The organism is Pseudomonas sp. AU11447, assembly GCF_001672555.2.
Taxonomy (GTDB): Bacteria; Pseudomonadota; Gammaproteobacteria; order Pseudomonadales; family Pseudomonadaceae; genus Pseudomonas; species Pseudomonas nitroreducens.
In genome coordinates this window covers 22,314-46,787 of the sequence record NZ_LZDG02000053.1, presented here as the reverse complement: position 1 = coordinate 46,787, position 24,474 = coordinate 22,314, and the positions used below count along the sequence as shown (strand labels likewise).

23 protein-coding genes are annotated in these 24,474 nt (G+C 65.0%); 9 read left to right on the top strand and 14 right to left on the bottom strand.

Annotation, left to right across the window (positions count from 1 at the left end; translation table 11 throughout):
* The first annotated feature begins 593 nt into the window (after nt 1–593).
* Both nosP and nahK read left to right on the top strand, forming a co-directional pair.
* Nucleotides 594–1,751, top strand: a complete 1,158-nt coding sequence (nosP, locus tag A6723_RS21115; RefSeq protein WP_054906957.1) for a nitric oxide-sensing protein NosP — start codon at nt 594–596, stop codon at nt 1,749–1,751.
* Nucleotides 1,681–4,308, top strand: coding sequence for a hybrid sensor histidine kinase/response regulator NahK/ErcS' (nahK, locus tag A6723_RS21110; RefSeq protein ID WP_082450475.1), 2,628 nt, complete (start codon nt 1,681–1,683; stop codon nt 4,306–4,308). Before nosP ends, nahK begins: the two co-directional genes overlap by 71 nt.
* A 249-nt stretch (nt 4,309–4,557) precedes the next feature.
* Here the strand turns inward: nahK and A6723_RS21105 are convergent, their stop codons facing one another.
* The 7 genes from A6723_RS21105 to A6723_RS21075 all read right to left on the bottom strand — a co-directional run bounded on the left by A6723_RS21105 (nt 4,558) and on the right by A6723_RS21075 (nt 10,590).
* A complete protein-coding gene (locus A6723_RS21105) occupies nt 4,558–5,418 on the bottom strand; it encodes a DMT family transporter (RefSeq protein ID WP_054906955.1) in 861 nt (286 codons plus the stop codon).
* Nucleotides 5,419–5,463: 45 nt separating this feature from the next.
* The gene (gene agmR / locus A6723_RS21100; RefSeq protein ID WP_054906954.1) at nt 5,464–6,129 is read right to left on the bottom strand and encodes a response regulator AgmR; all 666 of its coding nucleotides are present in this window, start codon (nt 6,127–6,129) and stop codon (nt 5,464–5,466) included.
* A 43-nt stretch (nt 6,130–6,172) separates the two neighbouring features.
* Nucleotides 6,173–6,742 carry a PQQ-dependent catabolism-associated CXXCW motif protein gene (locus tag A6723_RS21095; protein ID WP_082450473.1) on the bottom strand — a complete coding sequence of 190 codons (570 nt, stop codon included), beginning with the start codon at nt 6,740–6,742 and terminating at the stop codon, nt 6,173–6,175.
* 106 nt (nt 6,743–6,848) lie between these two features.
* Nucleotides 6,849–7,667: an ABC transporter permease gene (locus tag A6723_RS21090; protein ID WP_054906953.1), complete on the bottom strand. Its 819-nt coding sequence runs from the start codon at nt 7,665–7,667 to the stop codon at nt 6,849–6,851.
* The gene (locus tag A6723_RS21085; protein WP_054906952.1) at nt 7,664–8,395 is read right to left on the bottom strand and encodes an ABC transporter ATP-binding protein; all 732 of its coding nucleotides are present in this window, start codon (nt 8,393–8,395) and stop codon (nt 7,664–7,666) included. Before A6723_RS21085 ends, A6723_RS21090 begins: the two co-directional genes overlap by 4 nt.
* The gene (locus A6723_RS21080) at nt 8,392–9,360 is read right to left on the bottom strand and encodes a YVTN family beta-propeller repeat protein (RefSeq protein WP_024764458.1); all 969 of its coding nucleotides are present in this window, start codon (nt 9,358–9,360) and stop codon (nt 8,392–8,394) included. The genes A6723_RS21085 and A6723_RS21080 overlap by 4 nt, the downstream gene beginning before the upstream one ends.
* Nucleotides 9,361–9,387: 27 nt before the next feature.
* The gene (locus tag A6723_RS21075; protein WP_054906951.1) at nt 9,388–10,590 is read right to left on the bottom strand and encodes an ABC transporter substrate-binding protein; all 1,203 of its coding nucleotides are present in this window, start codon (nt 10,588–10,590) and stop codon (nt 9,388–9,390) included.
* 168 nt (nt 10,591–10,758) lie between these two features.
* Here A6723_RS21075 and A6723_RS32180 point away from each other — a divergent pair, with 168 nt between their 5' ends.
* The 3 genes from A6723_RS32180 to A6723_RS21065 are packed head-to-tail and all read left to right on the top strand — an operon-like array spanning nt 10,759 to nt 12,839.
* On the top strand, nt 10,759–10,917 hold the full coding sequence (locus A6723_RS32180; protein ID WP_175405570.1) for a hypothetical protein: 159 nt from the start codon (nt 10,759–10,761) through the stop codon (nt 10,915–10,917).
* Nucleotides 10,918–12,186, top strand: coding sequence for an ATP-binding protein (locus A6723_RS21070; protein ID WP_054906950.1), 1,269 nt, complete (start codon nt 10,918–10,920; stop codon nt 12,184–12,186).
* Nucleotides 12,183–12,839, top strand: coding sequence for a response regulator transcription factor (locus A6723_RS21065; RefSeq protein WP_054906949.1), 657 nt, complete (start codon nt 12,183–12,185; stop codon nt 12,837–12,839). Before A6723_RS21070 ends, A6723_RS21065 begins: the two co-directional genes overlap by 4 nt.
* 2 nt (nt 12,840–12,841) lie before the next feature.
* On the opposite strand, the gene A6723_RS21060 is transcribed toward A6723_RS21065, so the two are convergent.
* On the bottom strand, nt 12,842–13,936 hold the full coding sequence (locus A6723_RS21060; RefSeq protein WP_054906948.1) for a GNAT family N-acetyltransferase/peptidase C39 family protein: 1,095 nt from the start codon (nt 13,934–13,936) through the stop codon (nt 12,842–12,844).
* Nucleotides 13,937–14,075: 139 nt separating this feature from the next.
* Between A6723_RS21060 and A6723_RS21055 the strand changes: the two genes are divergently transcribed.
* Nucleotides 14,076–15,566 (top strand): RimK family protein, encoded by a 1,491-nt coding sequence (locus A6723_RS21055; RefSeq protein ID WP_054906947.1) that lies wholly within the window; start codon nt 14,076–14,078, stop codon nt 15,564–15,566.
* Between the two features lie 131 nt (nt 15,567–15,697).
* Nucleotides 15,698–17,032, top strand: coding sequence for a sigma-54 dependent transcriptional regulator (locus A6723_RS21050; RefSeq protein ID WP_054906946.1), 1,335 nt, complete (start codon nt 15,698–15,700; stop codon nt 17,030–17,032).
* A 300-nt stretch (nt 17,033–17,332) separates the two neighbouring features.
* Here A6723_RS21050 and A6723_RS21045 read toward each other — a convergent pair whose 3' ends face one another.
* The 6 genes from A6723_RS21045 to A6723_RS21020 form a co-directional block, all read right to left on the bottom strand.
* Nucleotides 17,333–18,607, bottom strand: coding sequence for a hypothetical protein (locus A6723_RS21045; protein WP_054906945.1), 1,275 nt, complete (start codon nt 18,605–18,607; stop codon nt 17,333–17,335).
* Between the two features lie 53 nt (nt 18,608–18,660).
* Nucleotides 18,661–19,398: a hypothetical protein gene (locus tag A6723_RS21040; RefSeq protein WP_054906944.1), complete on the bottom strand. Its 738-nt coding sequence runs from the start codon at nt 19,396–19,398 to the stop codon at nt 18,661–18,663.
* 43 nt (nt 19,399–19,441) lie between these two features.
* The gene (locus tag A6723_RS21035) at nt 19,442–20,122 is read right to left on the bottom strand and encodes a C39 family peptidase (RefSeq protein ID WP_054906943.1); all 681 of its coding nucleotides are present in this window, start codon (nt 20,120–20,122) and stop codon (nt 19,442–19,444) included.
* Nucleotides 20,123–20,198: 76 nt separating this feature from the next.
* Nucleotides 20,199–21,200, bottom strand: a complete 1,002-nt coding sequence (locus A6723_RS21030) for a hypothetical protein (RefSeq protein ID WP_054906942.1) — start codon at nt 21,198–21,200, stop codon at nt 20,199–20,201.
* 55 nt (nt 21,201–21,255) lie between these two features.
* Nucleotides 21,256–21,834, bottom strand: coding sequence for a hypothetical protein (locus tag A6723_RS21025; protein ID WP_054906941.1), 579 nt, complete (start codon nt 21,832–21,834; stop codon nt 21,256–21,258).
* Nucleotide 21,835: 1 nt separating this feature from the next.
* Complete coding sequence (locus tag A6723_RS21020) at nt 21,836–22,285, bottom strand: hypothetical protein (protein ID WP_054906940.1); 450 nt, start codon at nt 22,283–22,285, stop codon at nt 21,836–21,838.
* A gap of 626 nt (nt 22,286–22,911) precedes the next feature.
* On the opposite strand from A6723_RS21020, the gene A6723_RS21015 reads away from it, so the two are divergent.
* Both A6723_RS21015 and A6723_RS21010 read left to right on the top strand, forming a co-directional pair.
* A complete protein-coding gene (locus tag A6723_RS21015; RefSeq protein ID WP_054906939.1) occupies nt 22,912–23,742 on the top strand; it encodes an undecaprenyl-diphosphate phosphatase in 831 nt (276 codons plus the stop codon).
* 17 nt (nt 23,743–23,759) lie between these two features.
* Complete coding sequence (locus tag A6723_RS21010; protein WP_054907026.1) at nt 23,760–24,470, top strand: DUF1294 domain-containing protein; 711 nt, start codon at nt 23,760–23,762, stop codon at nt 24,468–24,470.
* Nucleotides 24,471–24,474 lie beyond the last annotated feature (4 nt).

Sequence of the window (24,474 nt, the reverse complement as noted above, 5' to 3'; positions counted from 1 at the left end):
GCCAATTGTCGCGCAAACATCGGGCGGACTCAGCGGCGGAAGGCGGTGCCAAGCATCGCGCAAGGCAGTGCCAAAAACGGCGCGCGCTTACAATTGCTCTGGCTCATGAAGTCTTCCAGAGAAACATCCGCGCGCTCCGGAGTGCCCCTTTCAGGAGGCCGAAGGTGATCGGAGTTTCAGGGGTTGAGCGACATGGATGTCGCGAGAGCCACGATGGGCCAGGGATGGCCCTTCGTGGCGGGCCCCTGAAACTCCGAGGAACCGAGGGTATTTTTCGCGAAGCGAAAAACCGGATGTAGGGGCGAGCCCTTTGGTTACTTTCTGGCGTTTGAGAAAGTAACTCGCCCGAGGGGGCGAAACACTGAGCCCGCGCGTACGCAAAAGCGGCGCCGGAATACCCAAGCTCCAGGCATCGCAATTGGAAAGCCCGACGCTGACTCGAGGGAACGCCTCAAGCGCGTGATCGCGGGTGCGGCTCGCTCCTACAGACATCCCGCTACTTTCGGATAGACCCGCCGCGACCCAAGTAGCATGGGGTCCACTCCAGCCCCTTCGTAGAATGCCAGCGTCGATATCCTGACTGGGCGCACGCCATGCACGAAACACAAGGAGTCGTTCGCGGCATGTCCGATGCCCGCGACGTCGAGGCGGTCGCCCAGGACCTGGCGCGGCAGCTGATCCATCCGAACCTGGGCTTCGTGCTGTTCTTCTGCTCCGCCGAATACGACCTGCCGGCGCTGGCCGCCGCGCTGGAGCAGTACTTCGGCGGCATCGACCTGGCCGGTTGCACCACCGCCGGCGAGATCACCCCGCAGGGCTATGGCCGTGGCTGCGTCACCGCCGTGGGCTTCGACCTGCGCAGCTTCGCCATCTCTTGCGCGCTGGTGGATGAGATGGAACGCTTCAGCCTGATCGACGCCCAGCAGATGGTCGAATCCCTGGTGGCCGACTGTCGCTGCGCAGGGCTGGCGCCGATCAAGGACCACAGTTTCGCCCTGACCCTGCTCGATGGCCTGTCCAGCCGCGAGGAAGTGGTGCTCGCCGCACTGAGCGCGGCGCTCGGCGCCATTCCGCATTTCGGTGGCTCGGCCGGTGACGACAACCACCTGACCCACACTCACGTTTACTACCAGGGCCAGTTCCATACAGGGGCGGCCGTCGTGGTGCTGTTCAATACCTGGCTGGACTTCGAGGTGTTCACCACCCACCACGTGCTGCCCAGCGAGGAGAAACTGGTGGTTACCCGCGCCGACAGCGACAGCCGCCGGGTGCTGGAGCTCAACGCCGAACCGGCCGCCCTGGAGTTCGCGCGGCTGGTCGGTGTGCCGCTGGAGCAGCTGGATTTCTCGCTGTTCCCGGCGCACCCGCTGGCGGTGCGGGTGCGCGACCAGTACTACGTGCGCTCGATCCAGCAGGTCAACGACGACCTCAGCCTGACTTTCTACTGCGCGGTGGAGAACGGCATCGTCCTCACCGCCATGAGCACCGGGCCGTTGCTGCCGGGGCTGCAGGCACAGTTCCAGCGCCTGCATGAGCGCCTTGGGCCGCCGCTGCTGACTATCGGCTGCGATTGTTTCCTGCGCCGCCTGGAGCTGGAAGTGGCCGGCGATACCGAACCCACCGCCGAGTTTCTCCGAAGCCAGCAGGTGATCGGCTTCAACACCTACGGGGAACAATTCAATGGCATGCATATCAACCAGACCTTCACCGGTGTCGCCATTGGCCGTCCTCGGGGCAACGCCGGAGGCTGAACTGCGCGCGCGGATCGACGAGCTGGAGCGCGACAACCACAAGCTGCAGCGGATCAACGCGGCGCTGATCGAGCGCGTGGAGTCCGCGACGTCCCGCGGCGACAACGCCTACGGCGCCTTCCAGCATTCCGTGGTGCTGGCCGAGCAGGTGCGCGAGCGTACCGACGCGCTGAGCGAGGCGATGGTCGAGCTGAAGTCCAGCAACCAGCTGCTCAGCGATGCCCGCCTGCGCGCCGAGACCGCGCACCAGCACCTGCTGGACGCCGTGGAGAGCATTTCCGACGCCTTCGTGCTGTTCGATCCGCAGCAGCGCATCGTCCTCTACAACGAACGCTTCCGTGCCTTCTGGGCGCAGACCCGCGCCCGCGTCGGCACGGGAACGCGACTCGCCGAAGTGCGCCGACTGGCTCAGAGCAGCGGGCTGATCGTCGAGGAACAGCGCAGCAGCGATGACGAGCACACCCTCTATCGGCTGCGTAACGACCGTTGGGTCCGGGTGACCGAGCGGCCCACCCGCGACGGCGGCCTGGTAGTGCTCTACAGCGACATCACCGAGATCAAGCAGAGCGAGATGGCGCGCCGTGAGCAGGCGGTGGCGCAGAAGTCGCACCTGCTGCAACGCGCCGTGGACAACCTGTCCCAGGGCGTGGCCATGGTTGGTGCCGACGGTGCGCTGGAGCTGTGGAACCGGCGCTTCCTGGAACTCTGCGGACTGGCGCCGATCGAGGCTCACCGGCCCTTCGCCGAGGTCATGGCCGACAGCGAACTGCCGCTGCTGACCCCACGCAGCCGGCCGCGTAAGGGCGAGGCGGAAGGGGTGATCGAGCAGCGACTGTTCGACGGCCGCATGCTCGAGATTCGCACCCACGCGCTGCCTACCGGTGGCTTCGTCAATACCTTCACCGACATTACCGAGCGCTACCGCCACGCCGAAGCGCTGCGCGAGAGCGAGCGCTGGATTCGCCTGATCACCGACCAGGTGCCGGCGCTGATCGCCTACCTCACCGCCGACCTCGACTACGACTTCACCAACAAGGTCTACGAGGAGTGGTACCGCTGGCCCAGCGGCTCGATGCTCGGGCGCAACCTGCGCGAGGTGCACAGCGCCGAACACTGCCAGCGCCTGGAGCCGTACTTCGAGCGCGCGCTGTCGGGCGAAAGCGTCACCTTTGAAATTGCCGAGACCAACCTGGCCGGGCAGGAGCGCTACATGCAACGCTCCTACGTGCCCAACCGCCAGGCCGATGGCACGGTGAGCGGGCTGTTCGTGCTGATCCGCGACATCACCGAGCGCCGTCGCACCGCCGAAGCGTTGCACCAGGCCTACCAGAACCTGGAGCAACGGGTACGCGAACGCACCGCCGAGCTGACCAGCCTCAACGACCAACTCAAGCGCGAGATCGACGAACGCAGCCAGGTCGAGGGCCGGCTGCGCGAGGCCAAGCGCGAGGCCGAGCAGGCCAACCTGTCGAAGACCAAGTTCCTCGCCGCCGTCAGCCATGACCTGCTGCAGCCGCTGAACGCCGCGAGGTTGTTCACGAGTGCCCTGCAGGAGCGCAGCGGCGAAGCCCTGGTGCGCAACATCAGCCAGTCGCTGGAGGACGTTGAAACGCTGCTCGGCACCCTGGTGGACATCTCCAAGCTGGACGCCGGGGTGATCAAGCCGGACATCGCCTCGTTCGACGTCAGCGAACTGCTCGGCAACCTCGCCGCCGAATACCGCCAGGTGGCCGCCAGCGAAGGCCTGGCGCTGGACTTCGTGCCCTGCGGCGCCCAGGTGCGCAGCGATATCCAGCTGCTGGCGCGGATCCTGCGCAACCTGCTGACCAACGCCATCCGCTACACGCCTTCCGGGCGCGTGCTGCTGGGCTGTCGGCGGCGCCGGCACAGCCTGTGGATCGAGGTCTGGGACACCGGCGTGGGCATCGCCGCGGACAAGCTCGGCGAGATATTCCAGGAGTTCAAGCGCGGTGACGCGCAGCGCTTTCACCAGGACCGCGGGCTGGGGCTGGGGCTGGCAATCGTCGAGAAGATCGCGCGCATGCTGGGCCATCGTATCCAGGTGGAGTCGGCGCCGGGCAAGGGGTCGCGTTTTTCCATCGAAGTCCCCCTGGCTCGCCGTGTGGCGCGCACCGAACCGGAACCGGAGCGTACCGCCGACGACCTGGTGGAGCGTCTGCGCGGGTCGCGCGTCTGGGTGCTGGATAACGATGCCGCGATCTGCGCCGGCATGCGCACGCTGCTGGAAGCCTGGGGTTGCCAGGTGGTGACGGCGCTGTCGGAGGAGGACCTGGCGCGGCAGGTCGATAATTTCCACGCCGAGTCGGACCTGTTGATCGTCGATTACCACCTGGACGAGGGGCTGAACGGCGTCGATGCCGTCGCCTCGATCAACGCCCGACGCGGCACGCCGCTACCGGCGCTGATGATCACCGCCAACTACAGCAACGAGCTGAAGCAGCAGATCCGCGAGCTGGGGCACACGCTGATGCACAAGCCGGTGCGGCCGATGAAGCTGAAGACCGCGCTGTGCCATCTGATCGATAGCGCCCACTGATTTGGGCGCCGTAGTCTGCGGGTAGTTTCGGTCCTCACCCCAGCCCTCTCCCAAGGGGAGAGGGGGCAGTTCGTACCGGCTGAAGTTGTGGTTACATCCTGCACCATACGCCCCCATCCTCTGGGAGAGGGTAATAGCTTGCACGGACCTTCCCAGGCCCACGAATTGTAGGAGCGAGCTTGCTCGCGAACCGCCCTATGCGGAAACATCGTTCGCGAGCAAGCTCGCTCCTACAAAAAACAGATTGAATCAGGCCCGCTGGGCGGCTGGAGCGCGCACCTTGGCCAGCAGGATCAGCGCGATCCCGCCGAGCACCGCCAATGACACCAGTGCCAGGCGCAGGCTGATCGCCTCGCCGAGCAGCACGGCGCCGGAAAGGGCGGCGAGAATGGGTACGCTCAACTGCACCGAAGCGCCCTGGATCGCCGACAGACCCGGTAGTGCGCTGTACCAGATCGCGTAGCCGATGCCCGACGCCACTGCGCCGGACAGCACGGCATAGACGACACCCATCGCATCCACCCGTAGATCGGAGTGGAAAAACGCCGCCAGCAAGGCCGCAAAGGCAATGGCGCGGACAAAGTTGCCGGTGGTGATCGCCAGCGGATCGCTGCCCTTGCGACCCAGCAACGAATACAGCCCCCAGGCCACACCCGACAGCAGCATCAGCAGCGCGCCGGCCAACGGCGGCGCGCTGGCGCTGGGCAGCAGCTGAGCGAGCAGCCCGCCGAGAGCCAGCAGGAAGCCGAGCAGCGCCTGGCCGTGCAGTCGTTCGCCGCGCAGCAGGCCGACCAGGATCATGGTCACCTGCACCGCGCCGAACAGCAGCAGGGCGCCGGTACCCGCATCCAGCTGCACGTAGGCGTAGGAGAAGGCTGCGGCGTAGACGAACAGCGCCGCTGCCGCGCGCCAGTTACCGCCTTCGCTGGCGGCGCGGCGGCGCAGTCTGAGCAGCACGGCGAGCATCAGCGCGCCCGAGAAGATGCGGAGGCCGGTGAAGCTCACCGCATCGATGCTGGTGGCCTTGAGCGCCAGGCGACAGAGGATGGAGTTGCCGGCGAAGGCGAGCATCGCCAGCCCGGTGAGGCTCAGGGTGCGGGTGGAGGGCATCGAGTGGTTCCCGGTAGCGGTCTCAGCGGCACGATGATGAAAATTTCAGCGACGCAGGTAGGCGGCGAAGTCGATGTCGCCCGCGCAGAGAATCGCCTGCACGCGGTTGTGCACCTTCAGCTTGCGCAGGATGGCGGAGACGTGCGCCTTCACCGTGGTCTCGGCAATTTCCAGGTTGTAGGCGATCTGCTTGTTCGACTCGCCCTTGGTCATCCGTTCCAGCACCAGCAGCTGCTTGCGGGTCAGCGCCTGCAGCAGTTCCGGTGGGATGCTGTGGTCTTCCTGACCGCTGCGGCGTGGCGAGGACTTCTGGGTGCGGATGATGTCCGACGGCAGGTAGACGTTGCCGTTGAGAATCTGTTCGATGGCCTCGGTCATCTGCACGCGCGGCGAGGACTTGGTGATGAAACCCACGGCGCCGTAGGTGATGGCCTGAAGGACGACCTGCTTGTCCTGCTCGGCGGAGACGATCACCACCGGGATGGTCGGTGCCTCGTTGCGCAGGCTCATCAGGCCGTTCAGGCCATGCATGCCGGGCATGTTCAGGTCGAGCAGGATCAGGTCGAGATCGTCGTGTTCCTGGGTCAGGCCCAGCGCGCTGTCGAGGTTGGCAGTTTCCATCACTTCGCTGCCGGGGAAGCCGTCGGCGATGACGTTGTGGATCGCCTCGCGGAACAGCGGGTGATCGTCGGCGATCAGGATCTTGTACATGGCCTGCACCTCGTTGTTGTCGTTATGGGCGGTGATCGCAAAGTTATTTCACAGGTTGCGGCTGGGCGTCCTGCAGGGGCAGCCCTGCCTGTTCCCAGGCATCGATACCGTCACGGTACCAGTAGAGGCTGGCATAGCCCAGCGCATGCGCGCGGCGGATGGCGTTCCAGCTCATCCAGCAGTCGGAGCGGCAGTAGAACACCAGCGGGCGTTTGGCATCGCCCTCGGTGAGGCGGGAGAGATTCTGCTCGAAATAGGCCTGCCACTGCGGCTCCAGGGTGCCGGTGCCGACGTTGGCCAGCCACAGGCTGCCGGGCAGGTTGCGGTGCTTTTCGTCTTCGACGAACTGGCCGTTCAAGAAGGTGCGGCGGTAAACGTCCACCAGCCGGGCCTTCGGCTCGCGCTTGAGCAGCGCCTGCAGGGCGGGGGTGTCGAGGGTGACGGCGTGGTCGGCGGAAGGCGGCGTCGGGCTGCGGTACTGGGCCTGGCGATAGCCGTCTGCGGAGAACAGCGGCGTGTCGTCGGCCTGCGCGGCCGGGAGCGTCAGGCTGAGCAGGCACGCGGCGAGGCAGCCGCTCACGTGGCCGTACAGGGCAGTGGCAAGGCGAGGCATGGCGGTATCTCTGATTAGTTCTTCTTGTAGTGGCCATTAGATGCCGGCGCTGCAGCTTTGGAAATTCGACGTCCGGAGGGGCGAACCAGTACCAAAGTAGGAGATTTCACCCCTTGCGCAGGGCGGCGTGCTGCGGGTTGAAGGTCAGCACGGCAAGGCCGGCGAAGAGCAGCGTCAGGCCCAGGCAGACGCCACTGGCCAGCGGATTGAAGCGCTCGTACAGGGCGAAGCGCACCAGTTCCACGGCGTGGCTGAACGGGTTCAGCGCGCACAGCCAGTACAGCCACTGGCTGGCCTCGCGCATCTTCCACAACGGGTAGAGCGCGGAGGAGAGGAAGAACAGCGGGAAGATGACGAAATTCATCACCCCGGCAAAGTTCTCCAGCTGGCGGATGCCGTTGGAAAGCAGCAATCCCAGCGCGCCCAGCAGCAGTGCTGCCAGCAGCAATGCCGGTAGCGCGGCAACCAGCCCCATCGGCGGCGGCTGCACGCCATACAGCCAGGCGATGAGCAGGAAGGCGTAGACCTGCAACAGCGACACCAGCGCGGTGGCCAACAGCTTGCTGGCGAGCAGGAAGGCACGCGGCAGCGGGCTGGTCAGCAGCACGCGCATGCTGCCCATCTCGCGGTCATAGACCATCGACAGCGAGCCCTGCATGCCATTGAACAGCAGGATCATGCAGCACAGCCCCGGCACTATGTACGTCTCGTAGGTGACGTAGGTGTCGTACGGCTCGATGATCGAAATGCCCAGCGCGGCGCGGAAGCCGGCGGCGAACACCAGCAGCCAGAGCAGCGGCCGCACCAGCGCGCTGAGGAAGCGCGAGCGTTGCAGGACGAAGCGCAGCCATTCGCGCATGACGATGCCGCACAGGCATTGCCAGTAGGCGGCAGGGCCGAGCCGCGGGTTCTCCAGGGCACTCATGCGCAGGCCTCCAGGCGGGTCAGGCGGTGGAAGGTGCGCTCCAGGTTGCCGGCGTCCGCCGCGCAGATGTCCCGCGTCTCGCCACGGGCGACCAGGCGGCCGCGATCGAGCACCAGCAGCGCATCCTCGTCGCGCACCTCATCCAGCAGGTGGGTGGTCCAGAGCACCGCCAGGCCATCCTCGCGGCACAGCCGGCGCACATGGTTGTTGAGCGCCTGGCGCGCCGCCGGGTCGAGCCCGACGCTGGCCTCGTCGAGCAGCAGCAGGCGTGGCCGATGCAGCAGCGCGCGGGCGATCTCCACGCGGCGGCGATGGCCGCCATTGAGCGCGCGGACCTTGTCGCGACGGCGCTCCTGCAACTGCTGGCGGGCCAGTTCGGCGTCGATCCGTTCGTTCGCCACGCTGCGCGGCAGGCCATGCAGGGCCGCGTGGTAGCGCAGGTTCTGCTCCACGCTCAGGTCCAGGTCCAGGGTGCTCTGCTGGAACACCACGCCGAGCTGGCGCAGGGCCAGGCGCGGCTGCTGGCGCAGGCTGTAGCCGAGCACGTCGATCTCGCCCTGCTGCAGGTCGTAGAGCCGGGTGAGCAGAGCAACCAGGGTGGACTTGCCGGCGCCGTTGGGCCCCAGCAGGGCGGTGAAGCGCCCGGCGGGGAGCTCGAACTCCAAGCCGTCGAGCGCGCGGCGCGGGCCGTAGGAGAAGCCAAGGTCGCGGACCGTCAGCGCATTCATGGCGTCACCACCACGCCCCACGGATAGCGGCCCACCTTGATCGACTTGGTGACCTTGCGCGAGGCGACATCGATCACCGAGACATCGCCGCTGACGCCGTTGGTGGCCAGCAGGGTCTTCTCGTCCGGGGTGAACGCCAGGTGCCAGACGCGGCGGCCCACCAGCAGGTAGTCGAGGACTTCGAAGGTCTTCGCATCCACCACCGCCACATGGTTGGCCGGGCCGAGGGCGACGAAGGCGTACTTGCCATCGCGGGTCAGTTGCACGCCCACCGGCTGCACCTTGTCCGGGTGCACGCCCTGGATGGCGAAGCGCAGGGTCTTGAGGATCTGGCGGCTGGCGGTGTCGACCACGCTGACGGTGCCGCCGATCTCCGCCGAGACCCAGACCTGCGAGCCGTCGTGGGTGAACTCGGCGTGGCGCGGGCGCTGGTCCACCAGGGTGCTGTCCACCAGCTTCTGGGTCGCGGTGTCGATCCAGTGCAGCATGTTGGTGGTCTCGCTGGTGTTCACCGCCCACTTGCCATCCGGGCTCACCGCCATGCCTTCGGGCTCGACGCCGACGTCGATCTGCCCGAGCACCTGGGCGGTCTGGGTATCGACCACCGTGACCAGCGCATCGTCCTCGTTGGAGACGTACAGCCAGCGGTCATTGGGGTGCAGGGCGAACTGCTCGGGGTCGGCGCCCGAGGGCAGTTGCTTGATGATCTTGCGGGTGGCGAGGTCGATCACCTGCACGGTGTCCGAATCGCTGGCGCAGACGTACAGCAGCTTGTTGTCGTGGGACAGCGCCAGTCCGCGCGGGCGCTTGCCGGTGTCGATGGTGCCGGTGACGGCCAGGGTATCCAGGTCGATGACGCTGAGGTTGTTGTCCTTCTCGTTGGAGACGTAGGCGGTGGCGGCGAAGGCGGTGGGTACCAGGCCGAGCGCGAGGCTCAGGCAGGAGAGGGCAAGCAGGCGGGGCATGGGCAGGGTCCTCATGGAATGTTCTTGTTATGGCTTCGCGTCGGCGAGATGGCACTGGCTTTCCGGTGCGTCCAGGCCGAGGCTGTCGAGTTCGCTGGCGGGGTGCAGGAAGCCTTCCTGCGGCGAGGTACTGACCAGGGCGCGCGGCTGCACCAGCGGGATCGGCTGGCGCAACTGGCCGTCCCACGGGCGGAAGCCGAGCTTGTAGCCTTTGAAACCATCCAGCGGCAGGTCAGGGGAGAGCGACAGCTTGCGGATCGCCATGGGGTCGGCATCGCGCAGCCTCGTCACCGCGCTGGCGATGCTGCGCACGGCGATCCAGGCGGCAAAGTCACGGTCGTTCATCCAGCGCCCGGCGTGTTCCTCGAAGCGCTTCTGCAACTGGGCGGCGCCGTAGGTTTCCACGGTCTTGTGCCAGCCGGTGGCGACCAGCCCCTGGGTGCCCGCGACGGGCCGTGGCAACCAGGTGTTGTAGGGCACGTACTCGCCGAAGTCGCCGTGCTCGTCGGCTACCAGCACGGCGTCGTAGTCTTCGCTGGACTGGGTGAACAGCGCCATGTCGGCCTGGGCGCTGCGGCGCTGATCGTTGTCGAAGGTGAAGGGTTTCTCCTCGACGATTTTCGCGCCGAAACGCTTGGCCGAGCGGCGCAGAGCGTTGGCGTACAGGGCGTCTTCCGGGCGCTGGCCGACGATCAACAGCCAGCGCGTCCACTTGCGCAGCACCAGGAACTGGGTGAGGGCGTCGGTCAGCATCAGCCGGCTGGGTAGCGTATGCAGCACGTTTGCCGCGCACTGGCTGGCGCGCAGTTCGTCATCGGCAGCGCCGGCGTTGAACAGCAGGCTGTCCGGCAGCGCGGCGGCCAGTTGGAGCAGCGTGTCTGCCGGGGCGTTGACCACGAACAGGCGCAGGCCGGCGGCGTGCAGGCGCCTGGCTTCGCCCAGCAGCTTGTCCGGGGTATCGGAACTGGCGGCTTCCAGGCTGTAGCGGTGCTTGAGGAAGCGCCCGGTGCTGTTGCTGTCGGTGATCGCCAGCTCGGCGCCGCGCAGGCCGGCGTCGGTAGGTTCGGGGATGACGTTGGACAGCAGTGGCCCCGGATCGGGCGTGTAGCCCAGGTAGCCGATGCGTATCTCCAGTGCAGGGGCTTCCTCGGCACGAGCCCCAAGGCTAAAGGCAGCGGCGCAGGCAACCGCGAGCAGATAGGCGACGCCATGAAGGACGAACTGACGCATGGGCGACTCCCTGGGTGGGCCGGCTTGTTGTTGTGCGGCCAGCATAGGAATCGCCCGCGGCGCGGCAAATATGCAGAAAGTACCGGTGGGGCAGTACCAAGGTAGTAGGTTGCGCGCGGCGCCCGCGACCTAGGATGGCGCTACAAGAACCAGAAGAGGAGCGTCGCCATGCGTATCGCCGTCACTCTCGTCCTGCCGATCCTGCTGATGCTCAGCCTGTTCGGTTTCGATTTCCTCTACACGCGCAACGGTTACCTGCCGGCGGCGGAACTGCGCGCGCCCATGGCGCCGGTGGGCTGCATCACGACCTGTCGCGGCGCGCACTAGATGTCTGCGTTGTGGCGGATCAACCTGCTGGTCGGGTTGTTCTTCGCGTTGCTCGCGGCGGTTTGCCTGGCGGTGCTGGTGCATCAGGGCAACGACGATGTGCGCCGCGAGATGGATGCCGCGCGGGGCGTGCTCGAGTACCTGCGTGAAGCGGCGCAGCGCGACCCGGCCAGCCTGGACCCCGACCTCACCGCCGGCCTGCGCCATGTACGCGTGCACTGGCTGGACGCGGGTGCGCCCCCACCGCACACCGGCCTGGACGACTGGCTGGTAACTCGCCTGTATCCCGACCTGCCGGCGCCGACCCTGCTCACGCTGGCCGATGGCCGACGCGTGCAATTGAGCCTGGACCCGCGCGACGAGATCGACGAGGTGCGCGATTCGCTGGTGCAACTGCTGGTGCTGTTCGGTGTATCGCTGCTGGCCAGCCTGCTGGCGATCCGCTGGGCCGTGCAGGGGGGCTTGCGGGTGGTGGAGCAACTGCATGACGCCCTGGGGGATGTCTCCCGTGGCCAGTTCCAGGTACGCCTGCCGGACCACTCCCTGCCCGAGGCGCAGCGCCTGGCCAGCGGCTTCAACGGCATGGCCGGCGAGCTGGAACGTGCCTGCGTGGAAAATGCCGAACTGACCCGCGCGCTGCTCGCGGTGCAGGAGCGCGAGCGGCAGCAACTGGCCCAGGCGCTGCACGATGACATCGGCCAGTACCTCGCCGGCATCCGCGCGCAGGTATTCCTGCTGCGCAGCCTGGAAAGCCAGGACGGTATCGGCTTCGTCACCCTTGATCGGCTGGAACAGCATTGCCAGGGCCTCAACGAGAGTTTTCGCGCGCTGGTGCGCGACCTTTACCCGGTGGTGCTGGAGCGGGTCAGCCTGGAAGAGGCGCTGCGCCTGCATGTCGAGCAATGGCAGGCCAGTCAGGGGGTGGCCTGCAGCCTGTACCTGGAGCCACTGCCGACGCTGTCGACGGTGGCCAAGGCGCACCTGTACCGTCTCCTGCAGGAGGCACTGACCAATGTGGCGCGACATGCCGGCGCCCGCCGGGTTCGGGTGATCCTGCGACGCCATTGTGGGCGACTCTACCTGTGGGTGCGTGATGATGGGCGAGGCTGCAACGGGCTGCCACGGACAGGCATCGGCATGCGTTCCATGCGCGAGCGCGCCCGTTGCCTGGGCGGCGAGCTGCACCTGCGCTCCCGACCGGGTGGCGGCCTGGCCCTGCGCTTGTGGATGCCGTTGGCAGTCGGTGTGGTGGAAGGAGAAAGGGCGTGAAGATTCTGCTGGTGGATGATCATTTCGTGGTCCGCGACGGCGTCGCCGCACTGCTGCGCGGGCTGATCCCCGAGGTCGAGGTGAGCGAGGCCATCGATGGCGAGTCCGCCCTGGAGGCGGTGCAGCGCAGTGTGCCGAGCCTGGTGATCCTGGATATCGGCCTGCCCGGCATCAGTGGCCTGGAAGTCACCCGGCGGTTGCGCCAGCGCCTGCCACAACTGCGCGTGCTGTTCTTCAGCATGCACGACGAGCTGCCGCTGGTACGCCAGGCGCTGGACGCGGGCGCGGCGGGCTATATCACCAAGGGCGCCTCGCCGGCGGTGCTGGTGGAGGCGGTCAGGCGGATATTGGCGGGGCATGCGTACATCGAACAGCCGCTGGCCACCCAGCTGGCGCGCCAGCCCCAGGGCGCCGACGGCCAGGACCCGCGCCTGCAGGGCATGACCCAGCGCGAGTTCGAGATCTTCGTGATGCTCGCCCGCGGCCTGCCGGTGCGGCAGGTGGCGGAACACCTGTGCATCAGCGCCAAGACGGTGTCAAACCACGTCACCCTGCTCAAGCAGAAGCTGCAGGTGGTGTCCCACGCCGAACTGGTGCACCTGGCGATCGATACCGGCGTGCTGCGGGTCGGTGGCGAAGCCATCGCCGGCTAGCGTCAGCGCTGGTAGAGGATCACCGCCGCGCGCAGCTTGCTGCGGCCGAAGCGGCTCATCTGCTCGAACTCCGCGTGGCTCACCGGGATGTGCTGGCAGTCCAGCGGCTCGCGGTGCTGGCTGTGGTCGACGTCGGGGTCGTGCAGGTAGACGAAGTCCTCGTCGCAGTCGGTGACCGTCACCCAGTGCGGCGCCTTGGAGCGGGTCAGGCGGTAGCTGCTGATCAGCACCATCGGCTGGCCGCCTGCCTCCAGCGCGCTGTCGATATCCAACTGGTTGAGCAGCAGTTGCTCCACGTCGCTGCGAGCCAGTTCGGCGGCGAAGTCCTCGTGGACCAGGCGCATCACCTCGCGCTTTTCCTCGCTGCGCACGCCATCGAGGAACAACGGGCCATCTTCTGACAGCTGCAATTGCACACGGAATCCCCGTCGGTGCGCTGCCAGCGCCAGGCCCTGCGGGCTGCAGCCGCCGTGGCCGGCGGTCATGTAGATGGTGGTCGCCTCGCGCCACAGGCGCAGCTCCTCGGTGCGCTCCAGGCGGCGCTGGGGTTCCAGCGCGCCCATGGCCATCATCAGGGCCGAAGGGCCGCACGTGAACTCGGTGGTTTGCCGGTAGTAGGGCACATGACGGTGCGTGCGCTCGTTGATCTGGCGGATACGCTTCTCGAAGCGCAGCGCTTCGCTGTGGTCTTCGTAGTAGTCGCGTACCGTGGCAAACGGACGGTAGCCGTTACGCTCATAGAGAGCGATGGCACCGCGGTTGTCCGGCCGTACTTCCAGGCGCAGGTAGGCGCAGTCGTTCTCCAGCGCCTCGGCCTCGGCGCGGTCCAGCAGCTTCTGGCCCAGGCCGATGCCGCGCGCACGCTCGTCCACGGCAATGGAGTACAGGCGTGCCAGTGACGTGCCCTGGTGGAACAGCACCAGCGCGTAGCCGAGCAGAACGCCGTCAGATTCGGCGACGGTGAGGCTGGCGTGGGCGCGGGTGATCATCCACTGGAAGTTGCGGCGGGACAGGCGGTCGTGTTCGAAACAACGGTTTTCCATCTCGACCAGGGCGTGCAGGTCGTCGGCGGAGGCGGCGCGGAACTGGAGTTTCATAGAGTAAGCATTCGTTAATCTGCGGGGCGCACCGTGTCGGTGCTGGCTGCGAACGGGCGCGGTTCAATGCGGTCGAAGCAGCAACCAGTATTGTCCTGGCCTATCGGCGCGGCAAGCGCGGGGCAACTTCGGAGGTGTCGTGAGCAAGCTGTTCATCATCGTGGAGCGCAAGGAAGACTGGGCCTCCTACTATCCCAGTGAAGATGTGGTCAGCGCCCAGGAATACCTGGAGATGCCCATCGACGACGACAACAGCAAACGTGTGCAGGTGATCAACCTGTGCCGCAACTACAAGTACCTGGGCCATGGCTATTACTGCTCGCTGCTGGCCGAGGCGCGCGGGCACAAGGTGATTCCGTCGGTGCGCAGCATCAGCGAGCTGGCGAAGAAGTCGCTCTACAGCCTGGCCCTGGAAGACCTGGAGAAAACCCTCGACAAGGCGCTGGCCGATCATCCCTACGGTAGCACCGATGGTTTCACCCTGACGCTGTACTTCGGCCGCACCGACATCGAGCCGCTGCAGGACCTGGCGCGCCAGCTGTTCGAGGCGCTGCCGTGCCCGATGCTGCTGGTGGAGTTCCGCAAGAACCGGGGCTGGCATATCGAAGGCGTGAAGCCGGGGAACATCCACAAGTTGCGCGAGGACCAGGAGGAGCAATTCGCCAATGCGCTGGATGGCTTCAGCCGGCAGATATGGCGCAAACCGCGCTCGCGCAAGCAGTACCGCTATGACCTGGCGATCCTGCACGATCCGGAGGAGGCCTTCCCGCCGTCCGATCGCAAGGCGCTGAAGAATTTCATCCGCGTCGGAAAGACCCTGGGCATCGACGTCGAACTGATCGAGAAGAAGGACTACTCGCGCCTGGCCGAATACGACGCGCTGCTGATTCGCGAGACCACCAGCGTCAGCGACCATACCTATCGCTTCGCCAAGAAGGCCGAGAGCGAGGGGATGGTGGTGATGGACGACCCGGTGTCGATCCTGCGCTGCACCAACAAGGTCTACCTGGCCGACCTGCTGCGCAGCCACAAGCTGGGCATGCCGGCCACCGAAATCCTCTACAAGGACAACCCGCAGGAGCTGGAAAAAGTCGGCGAGCGCCTGGGCTTCCCGCTGGTGCTGAAGATTCCCGATGGCAGCTTCTCGCGCGGGGTGATCAAGGTGGGCAACCAGGAGGAGCTGCTCAAGGCCAGCGCCGAATTGTTCGAGCGCTCGGTGCTGCTGCTGGCGCAGGAGTTCTTTTATACCGAATACGACTGGCGGATCGGCGTCCTCAACCAGAAGCCCATATTCGCCTGCCAGTACTTCATGTCCAAGGGGCACTGGCAGATCTACGATCACAGCCCTGGCGCGCAGGAAGTGAGCGGCGATTTCCGCACCATGGCCGTGCACGAGGCACCGCGCAAAGTGGTGGAGCTGGCGGTGAAAACCGCGAACCTGATCGGCGACGGGCTCTACGGCGTGGACCTGAAACAGTCCGGGGAGCGGGTGGTGGTGATCGAGGTGAACGACAACCCGAACATCGATTGTGGGGTGGAGGATGTGTACCTGGGGGACGACCTCTACAAGCTGGTGCTGGAGGAGTTCGTGCGGCGCCTGGAAGTCAAGCGGCGAGGGCAGGGTTGGTGAGATCGATTCGACATTGACCTTATAGGAAAACGGTCAATGGACGGCGTCAATATATTGCTAGCTTTACAAACTGGAGCGCCAACCAACTGTTTTTTAAAGTTTTTCAAAATAATGGCGCCAAGGAAGGGAGCATGCTCGAGGCAGCCGCGAATACTCGTCGCCTGCTGGTGGTCGATCCATGCGACGACTGCCGCAGGTTATTACCCGGACTACGGGCAGCAGGGTGGGAGGTAGACAGTTGCGAGCTGGATAGCGCCAGCAATCGCGGCTGTGACGTCGGCCTGCTGCGTCTGCAACCCCGGCATCTTGAACGCCGGGAGTCCGTCAAGGAACTCATCAGCCGCAGTGGCACGGAGTGGATAGCCGTGCTCAGCCCGGAGGTCCTGCCCCTGAATGAGGTGGGCGATTTCGTCAGTGAGTGGTTCTTCGATTTCCATACCTTGCCCTTCGATGTGGCGCGCGTGCAGGTCACCCTCGGCCGTGCGTTCGGCATGGCGCGCCTGCGTGGGCGCGGCAGCGTGCACAGCGATGAGCATGAGCACGAACTGCTGGGCGAAAGCCGTGATGTCCGGGAGCTGCGCAAGCTGTTGGCGAAATTCGCGCCGACCGAGTCTCCCGTGTTGATCCGCGGCGAAAGCGGTACCGGCAAGGAACTGGTGGCGCGCACGCTGCATCGTCAGTCGCGGCGGGCGATCCGCCCCTTCGTGGCGATCAACTGCGGGGCGATGCCGGATAACCTGATCCAGTCGGAACTCTTCGGCCACGAGAAGGGGTCGTTCACCGGCGCGCACCAGCGCAAGATTGGCCGCTTCGAACAGGCCAACGGCGGCACGCTGTTCCTCGACGAGGTGGGCGACCTGCCGCTGGAGCTGCAGGCCAACCTGTTGCGCGTGCTGCAGGAGAAACAGATCGAAAGGGTCGGTGGCAGCCAGCCGATCGACGTCGATGTGCGGGTGCTGGCAGCGACCCACGTGGACCTGGAGCAGGCGATCCGCGCCGGCCAGTTCCGCGAGGACCTCTACTACCGGCTCAATGTCCTGCAGGTGTCGACTTCGCCGCTGCGCGAGCGCAACGGTGACCTGGCATTGCTGGCCAATCACTTCGCCCACCTCTACAGCGTCGAAACCGGGCGGCGGCCGCGCCGCTTCTCCGATGATGCCCTGGCGGCGATGGCCGAGCACGGCTGGCCGGGCAACGTGCGTGAGCTGGCCAACCGGGTGCGGCGTGGGCTGGTACTGGCCGAGGGGCGGCAGATCGAGGCCCGCGACCTGGGCCTGGAGCGGGAGAAGGGACGCTCGGTGCACCTGCCGCTGGTGACCCTGGAGGAATACAAGCTCGGCGCCGAGCGCCAGGCCATGTGCGATGCGCTGGCCAGGCACGGCGACAATCTCAGCGTGGCGGCGCGGATGCTGGGCATCTCGCGGCCGACCTTCTATCGCTTGTTGCACAAGCACCAGTTGCGCTAGGGCGGGGATACCGGTCGGGGCGGGAGCGGACGCGGATCCGTTGCCCGCCGCGATTCGGTGGACTCGGATAGGGCGTTTCGTGCTGGCGTAGGAGCGGACTCTGTCCGCGATGCTGTCCGGCGCAATTGCAGCCTATCGCGGACGGAGTCCGCTCCTACGAGATGCTTCTGCGCTTGGGGTGAGGGGAAAGTATCGGCACGGATTCACCGGAAGAAGACAGTTGCTCCTACGTACAGGTGACGATCTCTGGAAAAGACAAAGGCCCCGAAAAGGGGCCTTTGCGTTCGGACTGCCGAGCCGTCAGAAGTAATACGGGAATTTCACGCTGAAGCTGAAATCCGGCGCATCCGGCGAGATGCCGATGGACAGGTTCGGCACGATGGTGAGGTTGGGGCTCCAGGCGTAGGTCAGGCCCCAGTTGAAGTACGCCGCGTTGGCGTCGCTGCCGGTGACGGTGGTCCAGTCGCCGCCGTCGGCCTTGATCTTGCTCTTCTGGGCGATCAGGTCGGAGAAGGAGAACGACATGCTGGTCTTCTCGTTGAGGGCGAATGCCACGCCCGCACCGATCTGGAACCAGTCGCCGAGGTCGACCTTGCCTTTCTGTTTCACCCCCTCGGTGGGGCTGATGTCGTCGAACGATTCCTCGAGGTTGTAGGTGTAGGAGAGGCTGCCGAACAGCACGGCGGGGTCCACGGTCTTGACCAGCGAGATGCCGGGGGTGAGCGACCAGACGCCGTTGCCGGTGGGCAGCGACTCGGGCACGTTGAGGTTGTCGTTGTCCGAGGCGCGCTTGAGCTTGATGCCGTACGGGTCCTTGCCGGTGGGCGCCTTGACCCGCAGGCTGACCACCGCGTCGGGGCGCGACTCGGTTTCGTCCATGAACTTGTAGGCGATGCCGAAGTTGACGTCGCCCAGGGTCGGGTCGCGGGTGACTGTCTCGTCGGTGGATTGCGCGGTCGAGTTGCCGGCGCCTGCCGACTGATAGGTGCTCTCGCGATAAACCACCGGGGCGTTGATGTCGAACTGCCAACGGTTGTTCCAGTTGTAGCGGCCAGTGAGGTCCAGGGTCCAGTTGTCGGCGTTGATGTTGTCCACGCCGATGTTGCCCAGGAAGATGGTGTCTAGCGCCAGGAAGCCGTTGAGGATCAGCTGCTTGGTGTCGTAGTGGGTATAGGTCAGGCCCGTCTCGAAGCTGAACGCGCCATTGCCGAAGAAGCCACTGGCTTCGTCGTAGAGGTTTTCCACGCTCTTGGGCGGGCTGGCGTCATCCTTGAGCGACTCGCCGTAGGAGCTGCCGCTGGCGGCAACGGTGTTGCCGGTTCCGGGAGGTGTGGGCTTGCCGGTAGAGGTGACCAGGCGCTTGGGCTGGGCCGGCGCGGCTGGTGCTTCTTCCACCTGCCTGACCCGCTGCTCGAGCACCATCAGGGCTTTCTGCTGAGCCTCATAGCGTTGCTTGAGTTCGAGAAGTTCCTGTTTCAAAGCCTCCACCTCGGCTTCCGTCGCTGCAGCGGCGTAGGTCGAGGGGAGTAATGCGGATACACAGATTGCAGTTCCTAGCGTTAGCGATCGGTGCATGGCGCGCTGTCCTTCTTATTAGGTTGGACTTCACAGTCGCACTGGAGCGTAGATCACATACCCATAGTGCGAAGCCCTTTGAGTTGGTCGAGATTGCAGTCGAGCGCTCCAGACGACGGAAGGTTGTTTTTCAGCACTACGCTGAGCTGTGCCAGGTTGTTGACGGCGTTATTTCCGCCGACCATCTGCGCGGCCTGCAGCAGGCCACCGGCGGCCAGTTGCTGCATCGCGGCGCCTTGTCCGTTGGCATTGATTGCCAACTGAATGCCGCCATTGCCCGGTGTCACGCTGACGGTGCCGGCGCCGTTGCTGGCGCTGATTGGCGAATTGTTCAGCGGGGTGCCTTCCTGGGCCACGACCGGTGCCTGGTTGGCTTCCTTCACGTCGATGCTGACGTTGTTGGAGGCAGTGTTGTAGTCGCCTGCGGCGCGCACGCTCTGGGTGACGCCCTGGGTCTGGTTGAGGCCGGCGCCACCGGTGACGCTGCCCGTACCGGTAGCCGGTGCGGCACCATTGCCTTTCTCATCGATGGTGGAGACGTAGAACTGCGGTTTGATGGTCGATTCCTGGATCTGCATGCTGACCTTGGCGCCGATGTTGTCGCCCACGGCATTCTTCCAGGTACTGCTCATGACGATGCCAAAGCTGATGACCCGGCCAGGCATCACGTACTTGCCGCGAAGTTGGGCCAGCTCCTGGTCTTTCAGCTCGATCGGCTTGAATACGCTCTCCGCCTGGACCGGCAGGCAGGCCACGAAACAGGTGGCGGCAAGCAGCGGGATCAGTTTCATGTTGTTCTCCCCGGAAGGATTCCTGCCTTCCGTTCTGGTTCGGTCAGAGGAAGTCGCTCTGGAGGAAGCCGAATTCCATGAGTTCGGCATCCTTGACCGGGCGGAAGGCATTGAGTCGGTCCTTGGCTGTCAGCGGGTCCGGTGGGCTCATCAGGGCGTTGGCCTGTTCGTAGCCCGGACCGATGACGGCGAAGATGATGCCGTTCCAGCCTTTGAGAAAATCTTCCTGAGTGAAGCGCTTGTGGCCCAGCACCGGATCGCCGATGTAGACGTAGCCCTTGTAGGCCCGCTGCATCACGACGAAATGCTTGTAGCCACGGATATCCATCAGCACTATCACCGGGATCGTCAGCTTCTCCAGCGAGGCAGCGGGGATTCGATACCCGCGAGCCCGCATGCCGATGCCTTCCAGGTAGGTCTTCATGTCGAGCATGGAGAAGCCCTGGGTGCGCACCAGGTCCGGGTCGGCCCGGACCAGCATCCCCTTGATCACGAACTCCTCGTCCACGTCCAGCGCATAGGCCTGGCGGAGGATCGTCGCCAGCGCAGCGGCGCCGCAGCTGAAGTCGGTCTTCTGCTGGACCAGGTTGCTGAACTTGCGCTCGCGGATGCTCTCGACGTGTTTGTAGGCCATGGAGCCGCCGGGAAGAATGGCGAAGGGGAGTTGCGCGGCCTGCGTCGTGAGCGAGAAGAGGGCGAGCAAAAGCAGGGCGGACGTACGCATGATCGTGACGCCTGGGGGTCAGCTCAGGAGAAAGGAGGCTCCGTTGCCGGAGCCTCCAGGTACAGCGCTGTGTCGCTTACATGCAGGCTTTGCAACCTGCGGCGATGGACAGCGAGTTGCTCTGCTGGTTGCCTACGCCAGCTGCAACGTTCGCACCCAGGTTGCCCGACACATTGTTGAGCGAGTTGCTGATGGTGGCGTCGTTCTTGACCGGGTCCTTCCAGCCGGTGGGCACCAGCACCTGATAGGTGGCCTGGCCTTTCAGGTCGACCGTGCCGGCTTCTACGAAGAACAGCGGGTCCTTGTCTTCCTTGCTGCCGCCGCTGCTGTGACGGTCGTCTTTGCCGCCACGGCTGCTTTCGTCCACGACGTAGCCAGTGCCAGCGCCCTTGTAGGTGCCCTTGGCGCTGAACTCGGACTTCAGGGTTTCCTTGTCGTAGGTCAGGAAGGCGACGTTACCCACGGTATTGCCACTGGAAGTCTGGGTGGCGCCACTGTTGGACTCGGCAGTACGACCACCGGACACGGCGGCGGCCATGTCGTTTTTCTGTTGGTTGTAGTTGCCGGAGGTGATGTTGATGCCGATGTTCCCCGAGGAGTTGCTGCCGGAGTTGTTCAGCGAGGCCTTGTTGGTGGTGGAGAAGTTCCAGGCCTGGTTGCCGGTGTTGTTCTGGGTCACATCGGTGGACGCATAGGCGCTACCGAAGATGAAGTGCTCGTCAGCGGTGGCGAGTGCGGCGGCGTTGGCCTGTTGGTTCATGTCGCCGGCAGCCACGTTGACGCCCACGTTGCCCGACGCGGTCCCCAGGGAGCTGTCGACCGTCGCGGTGTTCTTGGTACCCATGTTGACGACGGTGTTTTCGCTGCTTTCCTGGGTATCCTGGACCGTTGCGCTCGAGCCCGCCGGAATCCGCGGATCCTTGTAGGGATCGTACGGGGTCTGCGGTTGATGCTGCTCATGACCATTGTTGTGGCCATTGTTGTGCCCGTTGTTGTTACGGTTATCCGCTTGCACCGCTACAGCCATGATCGCTGCGACAGCGAATACCAAGGGCTTGAGAGCCATTGTGGGTTTCATGGTGTATCTCCTTTGCTTTGTTTGGCGTGTTTAGTGTTATAGGAGTTGGCTTGGGTCAATCCGCGACCCGGATGCTCAGGGTGTTGGCAATGCGATTGCCGACCCCGGCGCTCTGGCTCACCTGAACTACGCCACGACTGCCGGCAAAGGCCTGGTCGCTGGTGACGACCTGCCGGTTACCCGCGGAGGAGTTAGCTGGGCCTGAGTTCACTGGCAGCGCGACGTTCTGCTGGGAAAGCACGCTGTCATCGACGCTCTGCGGTACGGCGCTGACGCTGATCCGCATGGCGTTCACTTGCTGGTTGGCGGCGCCAGCAGCCTGGTTCACGCCCAGTGCGCCGTTGCCGTTGGTGAAGGCGTTGCCGGTGATGCTGGCTGACGCCGCCTGGCTGGGGTCGACGAAGGCGTTGACCGTTTGCCGGAACTGGGTGGTGGCGGGGCCGTTGGTGCCGATCGCAATGCTCCGGCCGTTGGCTTGTTGCTGCGCATCGCCGGCGGCCTGGTTAACGCTGGCCACGCCGTTGTAATTGCGCACGGCGCTGTCGATGTTGGCGTTGTTGACCGTCGAGGGATCGGCGGCGAAGGATGAGGCGGCGCAGAAGAGCAGGGGCAGGGCGAGCAGGCGGGCTTTCATCTCAGCGATCTCCCGTCAGCATGCGTAGCGGTGAGAGGCCTTGCTGCACTGTGCGGTTCACCGAATTGGAGATGCCGCCCCCGGCGCCCATGCCTCCGCCGAGCGTGCCGTTGTTGAGGCTCTGGTTGCTGCCGTTGTCCATGCCTACCAGCGTGCCGCCGGGAAGGATGTGGCGCTCCAGGGTGGAGCCGCTGGTGACGCCGGCGAAATCGCTGTCGCTCAGTTCGGCATTACCGGTCTGGCGCACGACCTGGCTGGAGATGTTGGGATTGACGGTGATCGGATTCGGATCGGGAATATCGGTGGGACGTGTCGCGACGCGTGGCTGCACGGTACGTTGCAGAACGATGGTGCCGTCACCAGCCTGGACGGTGGGGCACAGTGCAGTGCTGGCCACTCCGCAAGCGAGCGTGACAAACAGACCGACGATCCTTGAGTCGATGTTCCCCATGATGGCGGTTCCTTCTTGGTGCGCTGAGCCCTAACCAGCGGTACCAAGGTGGAGCAGATGCCGTGCCGCTTTTGATCTGTCATTGAGAATCAATGACATAGCCGAAAGCACCATGAACCGTTGCGAGGCGAATGTCTCGGTGCTGATACAGGACCGTCGTACCAAAGCCCTCCAGAGGCCTTGGAACGGGGCCTTGATCACCGATGAAGCGGATTGTGTTGCGGCGTTGATACACAACTTTGGGTGGGGAGGGGCGAGGCGTAGCCCGCAGGCGTTTGCGGCAATTCCGGTGTTTCAGCGCGCTAACACAATGGGCTGATTTGTAGGCTTTCTGGTACTTGAGTACTGCTGTCTTTTCAATGAATTAGGCATTTTGCATGATGGCGCGAACCGGCCCGGATCGTGGTTGTCTGCATCTTCCTGGCAACGGTGGGAAGAGATTCCTTGCGAAAGTGCCAACGCTTCCTCTACCGGAGCTGCGCAAGAGAAATTTTTGTGAATTTCATAGCGCCCGACGGCCAATGCATTAGCATGCGACGCCGTTGCGGCGCTTGCGCGCCTGGAGCAGGCAGCGGAACAAAACCATTAGAAACGTGCGAGCCAGCGTGCCTCGCGGGGGAAGTAGTATGGATCTGTGGAGCGCCTTTCAGGCCTTCATTCTTGGCGTGGTCGAGGGGCTTACCGAGTTCCTGCCGATCTCCAGCACCGGCCACCAGATCATCGTGGCGGACCTCATCGGCTTTGGCGGCGAACGCGCCGAGGCCTTCAACATCATCATCCAGCTCGCCGCCATCCTTGCCGTGGTCTGGGAGTTCCGCCGCAAGATCCTCGACATCGTCATGGGCCTGCCCAGCCAGCCCAAGGCACAACGCTTCACCGTCAACCTGCTGATTGCCTTCTTCCCGGCCGTTGTCCTGGGCGTGGCATTCGCCGATTACATCCACCATTACCTGTTCAACCCGATCACCGTGGCCGTGGCGCTCGTGATAGGCGGCGTGATCATGCTCTGGGCAGAAAAGCGCCAGCACGTGATCCACGCCGAAACCGTCGACGACATGACCTGGAAGGAAGCCCTGAAGGTCGGTTGCTGCCAGTGCCTGGCGCTGATCCCGGGCACCTCGCGCTCCGGCGCCACCATCATCGGCGGCCTGCTGTTCGGCCTGTCGCGCAAGGCCGCCACCGAGTTCTCCTTCTTCCTCGCCATGCCCACCATGGTCGGCGCCGCGGTCTACTCCGGCTACAAGTACCGCGATGTCTTCCAGCCGGCGGATCTGCCGGTGTTCGCCGTAGGCTTCGTCACCTCGTTCATCTTCGCGATGATCGCCGTGCGCGCCCTGCTCAAGTTCATCGCCAACCACAGCTATGCGGCTTTCGCCTGGTACCGTATCGTGTTTGGCCTGCTGATCCTGGCAACCTGGCAGTTCGCCCTGATCGACTGGAGCAGCGCCAAACCCTGATCCGATAGCGAGTGAACGTGGAAAAGAACGGCACCATCAGCCGCTGGGACGATGACAAGGGCTTCGGCTTCATCCGTCCCCAGGCCGGCGGCAAGGAAGTCTTCCTGCATATTTCCGACTTCCGTGGCGATCGCCGCCCGGAAGCGGGCGACCAGGTGTGTTACATCGAAGGCGCAGGCAAGGACGGCCGCCCCCGCGCCGATCACGCCCGCCTTGCCGGGCTGGCCATCAATACCCCGGCGATTCGCCGCAAGCCCGCCGCGGCAGCGACCCGCGAGCGCGCACGCAGCGGACGCGAAGTGGCATTCCCCAGCACGCCGAAGCGTTCGCTGGGGCGGGCACTGGCGGTTCTTGCAGCACTGCTGGCGCTGCCCGTCATCGGCTCGCTGCTCTGGCTGAAGGACGGCTATTTCGTCTGGTTCCTGCTGCTCTATCCCGCCTTCAGCGTGCTGGCCTTCCTCGCCTACTGGCGCGACAAGCGCAGTGCCGAGCGCAACGACTGGCGCACTCCCGAGCAGAGCCTGCACCTGCTGGAGCTGCTGGGTGGTTGGCCGGGGGCCTTCCTGGCCCAGCAGGTATTCCGCCACAAGACCCGCAAACTGTCCTTCCAGGCGGTGTTCTGGGCCATCGTCGTGCTGCACCAGGTGTTCTGGATCGACTGGCTCAGCGGCGGCCGGTTGCTGGGCTGGATAGGCGCGCTGATGGGGCTCGGGACGAACCCGGCGTAATCGC

Bases quoted from the DNA above. Each gene is read 5' to 3' on its own strand.
- nahK (WP_082450475.1), top strand. From the start codon at position 1,681: ATGGCATGCATATCAACCAGACCTTCACCGGTGTCGCCATTGGCCGTC.
- A6723_RS21085 (WP_054906952.1), bottom strand. From the start codon at position 8,395: ATGAATGCGCTGACGGTCCGCGACCTTGGCTTCTCCTACGGCCCGCGC.
- A6723_RS21090 (WP_054906953.1), bottom strand. From the start codon at position 7,667: ATGAGTGCCCTGGAGAACCCGCGGCTCGGCCCTGCCGCCTACTGGCAA.
- A6723_RS21080 (WP_024764458.1), bottom strand. From the start codon at position 9,360: ATGCCCCGCCTGCTTGCCCTCTCCTGCCTGAGCCTCGCGCTCGGCCTG.
- A6723_RS21040 (WP_054906944.1), bottom strand. From the start codon at position 19,398: ATGAAACTGATCCCGCTGCTTGCCGCCACCTGTTTCGTGGCCTGCCTG.
- A6723_RS21045 (WP_054906945.1), bottom strand. From the start codon at position 18,607: ATGCACCGATCGCTAACGCTAGGAACTGCAATCTGTGTATCCGCATTA.
- A6723_RS21050 (WP_054906946.1), top strand. From the start codon at position 15,698: ATGCTCGAGGCAGCCGCGAATACTCGTCGCCTGCTGGTGGTCGATCCA.
- A6723_RS21025 (WP_054906941.1), bottom strand. From the start codon at position 21,834: ATGAAAGCCCGCCTGCTCGCCCTGCCCCTGCTCTTCTGCGCCGCCTCA.
- A6723_RS21105 (WP_054906955.1), bottom strand. From the start codon at position 5,418: ATGCCCTCCACCCGCACCCTGAGCCTCACCGGGCTGGCGATGCTCGCC.
- A6723_RS21020 (WP_054906940.1), bottom strand. From the start codon at position 22,285: ATGGGGAACATCGACTCAAGGATCGTCGGTCTGTTTGTCACGCTCGCT.
- A6723_RS21035 (WP_054906943.1), bottom strand. From the start codon at position 20,122: ATGCGTACGTCCGCCCTGCTTTTGCTCGCCCTCTTCTCGCTCACGACG.
- A6723_RS21015 (WP_054906939.1), top strand. From the start codon at position 22,912: ATGGATCTGTGGAGCGCCTTTCAGGCCTTCATTCTTGGCGTGGTCGAG.
- A6723_RS21070 (WP_054906950.1), top strand. From the start codon at position 10,918: ATGTCTGCGTTGTGGCGGATCAACCTGCTGGTCGGGTTGTTCTTCGCG.
- A6723_RS32180 (WP_175405570.1), top strand. From the start codon at position 10,759: ATGCGTATCGCCGTCACTCTCGTCCTGCCGATCCTGCTGATGCTCAGC.
- A6723_RS21060 (WP_054906948.1), bottom strand. From the start codon at position 13,936: ATGAAACTCCAGTTCCGCGCCGCCTCCGCCGACGACCTGCACGCCCTG.
- agmR (WP_054906954.1), bottom strand. From the start codon at position 6,129: ATGTACAAGATCCTGATCGCCGACGATCACCCGCTGTTCCGCGAGGCG.
- nosP (WP_054906957.1), top strand. From the start codon at position 594: ATGCACGAAACACAAGGAGTCGTTCGCGGCATGTCCGATGCCCGCGAC.
- A6723_RS21095 (WP_082450473.1), bottom strand. From the start codon at position 6,742: ATGCCTCGCCTTGCCACTGCCCTGTACGGCCACGTGAGCGGCTGCCTC.
- A6723_RS21030 (WP_054906942.1), bottom strand. From the start codon at position 21,200: ATGAAACCCACAATGGCTCTCAAGCCCTTGGTATTCGCTGTCGCAGCG.
- A6723_RS21075 (WP_054906951.1), bottom strand. From the start codon at position 10,590: ATGCGTCAGTTCGTCCTTCATGGCGTCGCCTATCTGCTCGCGGTTGCC.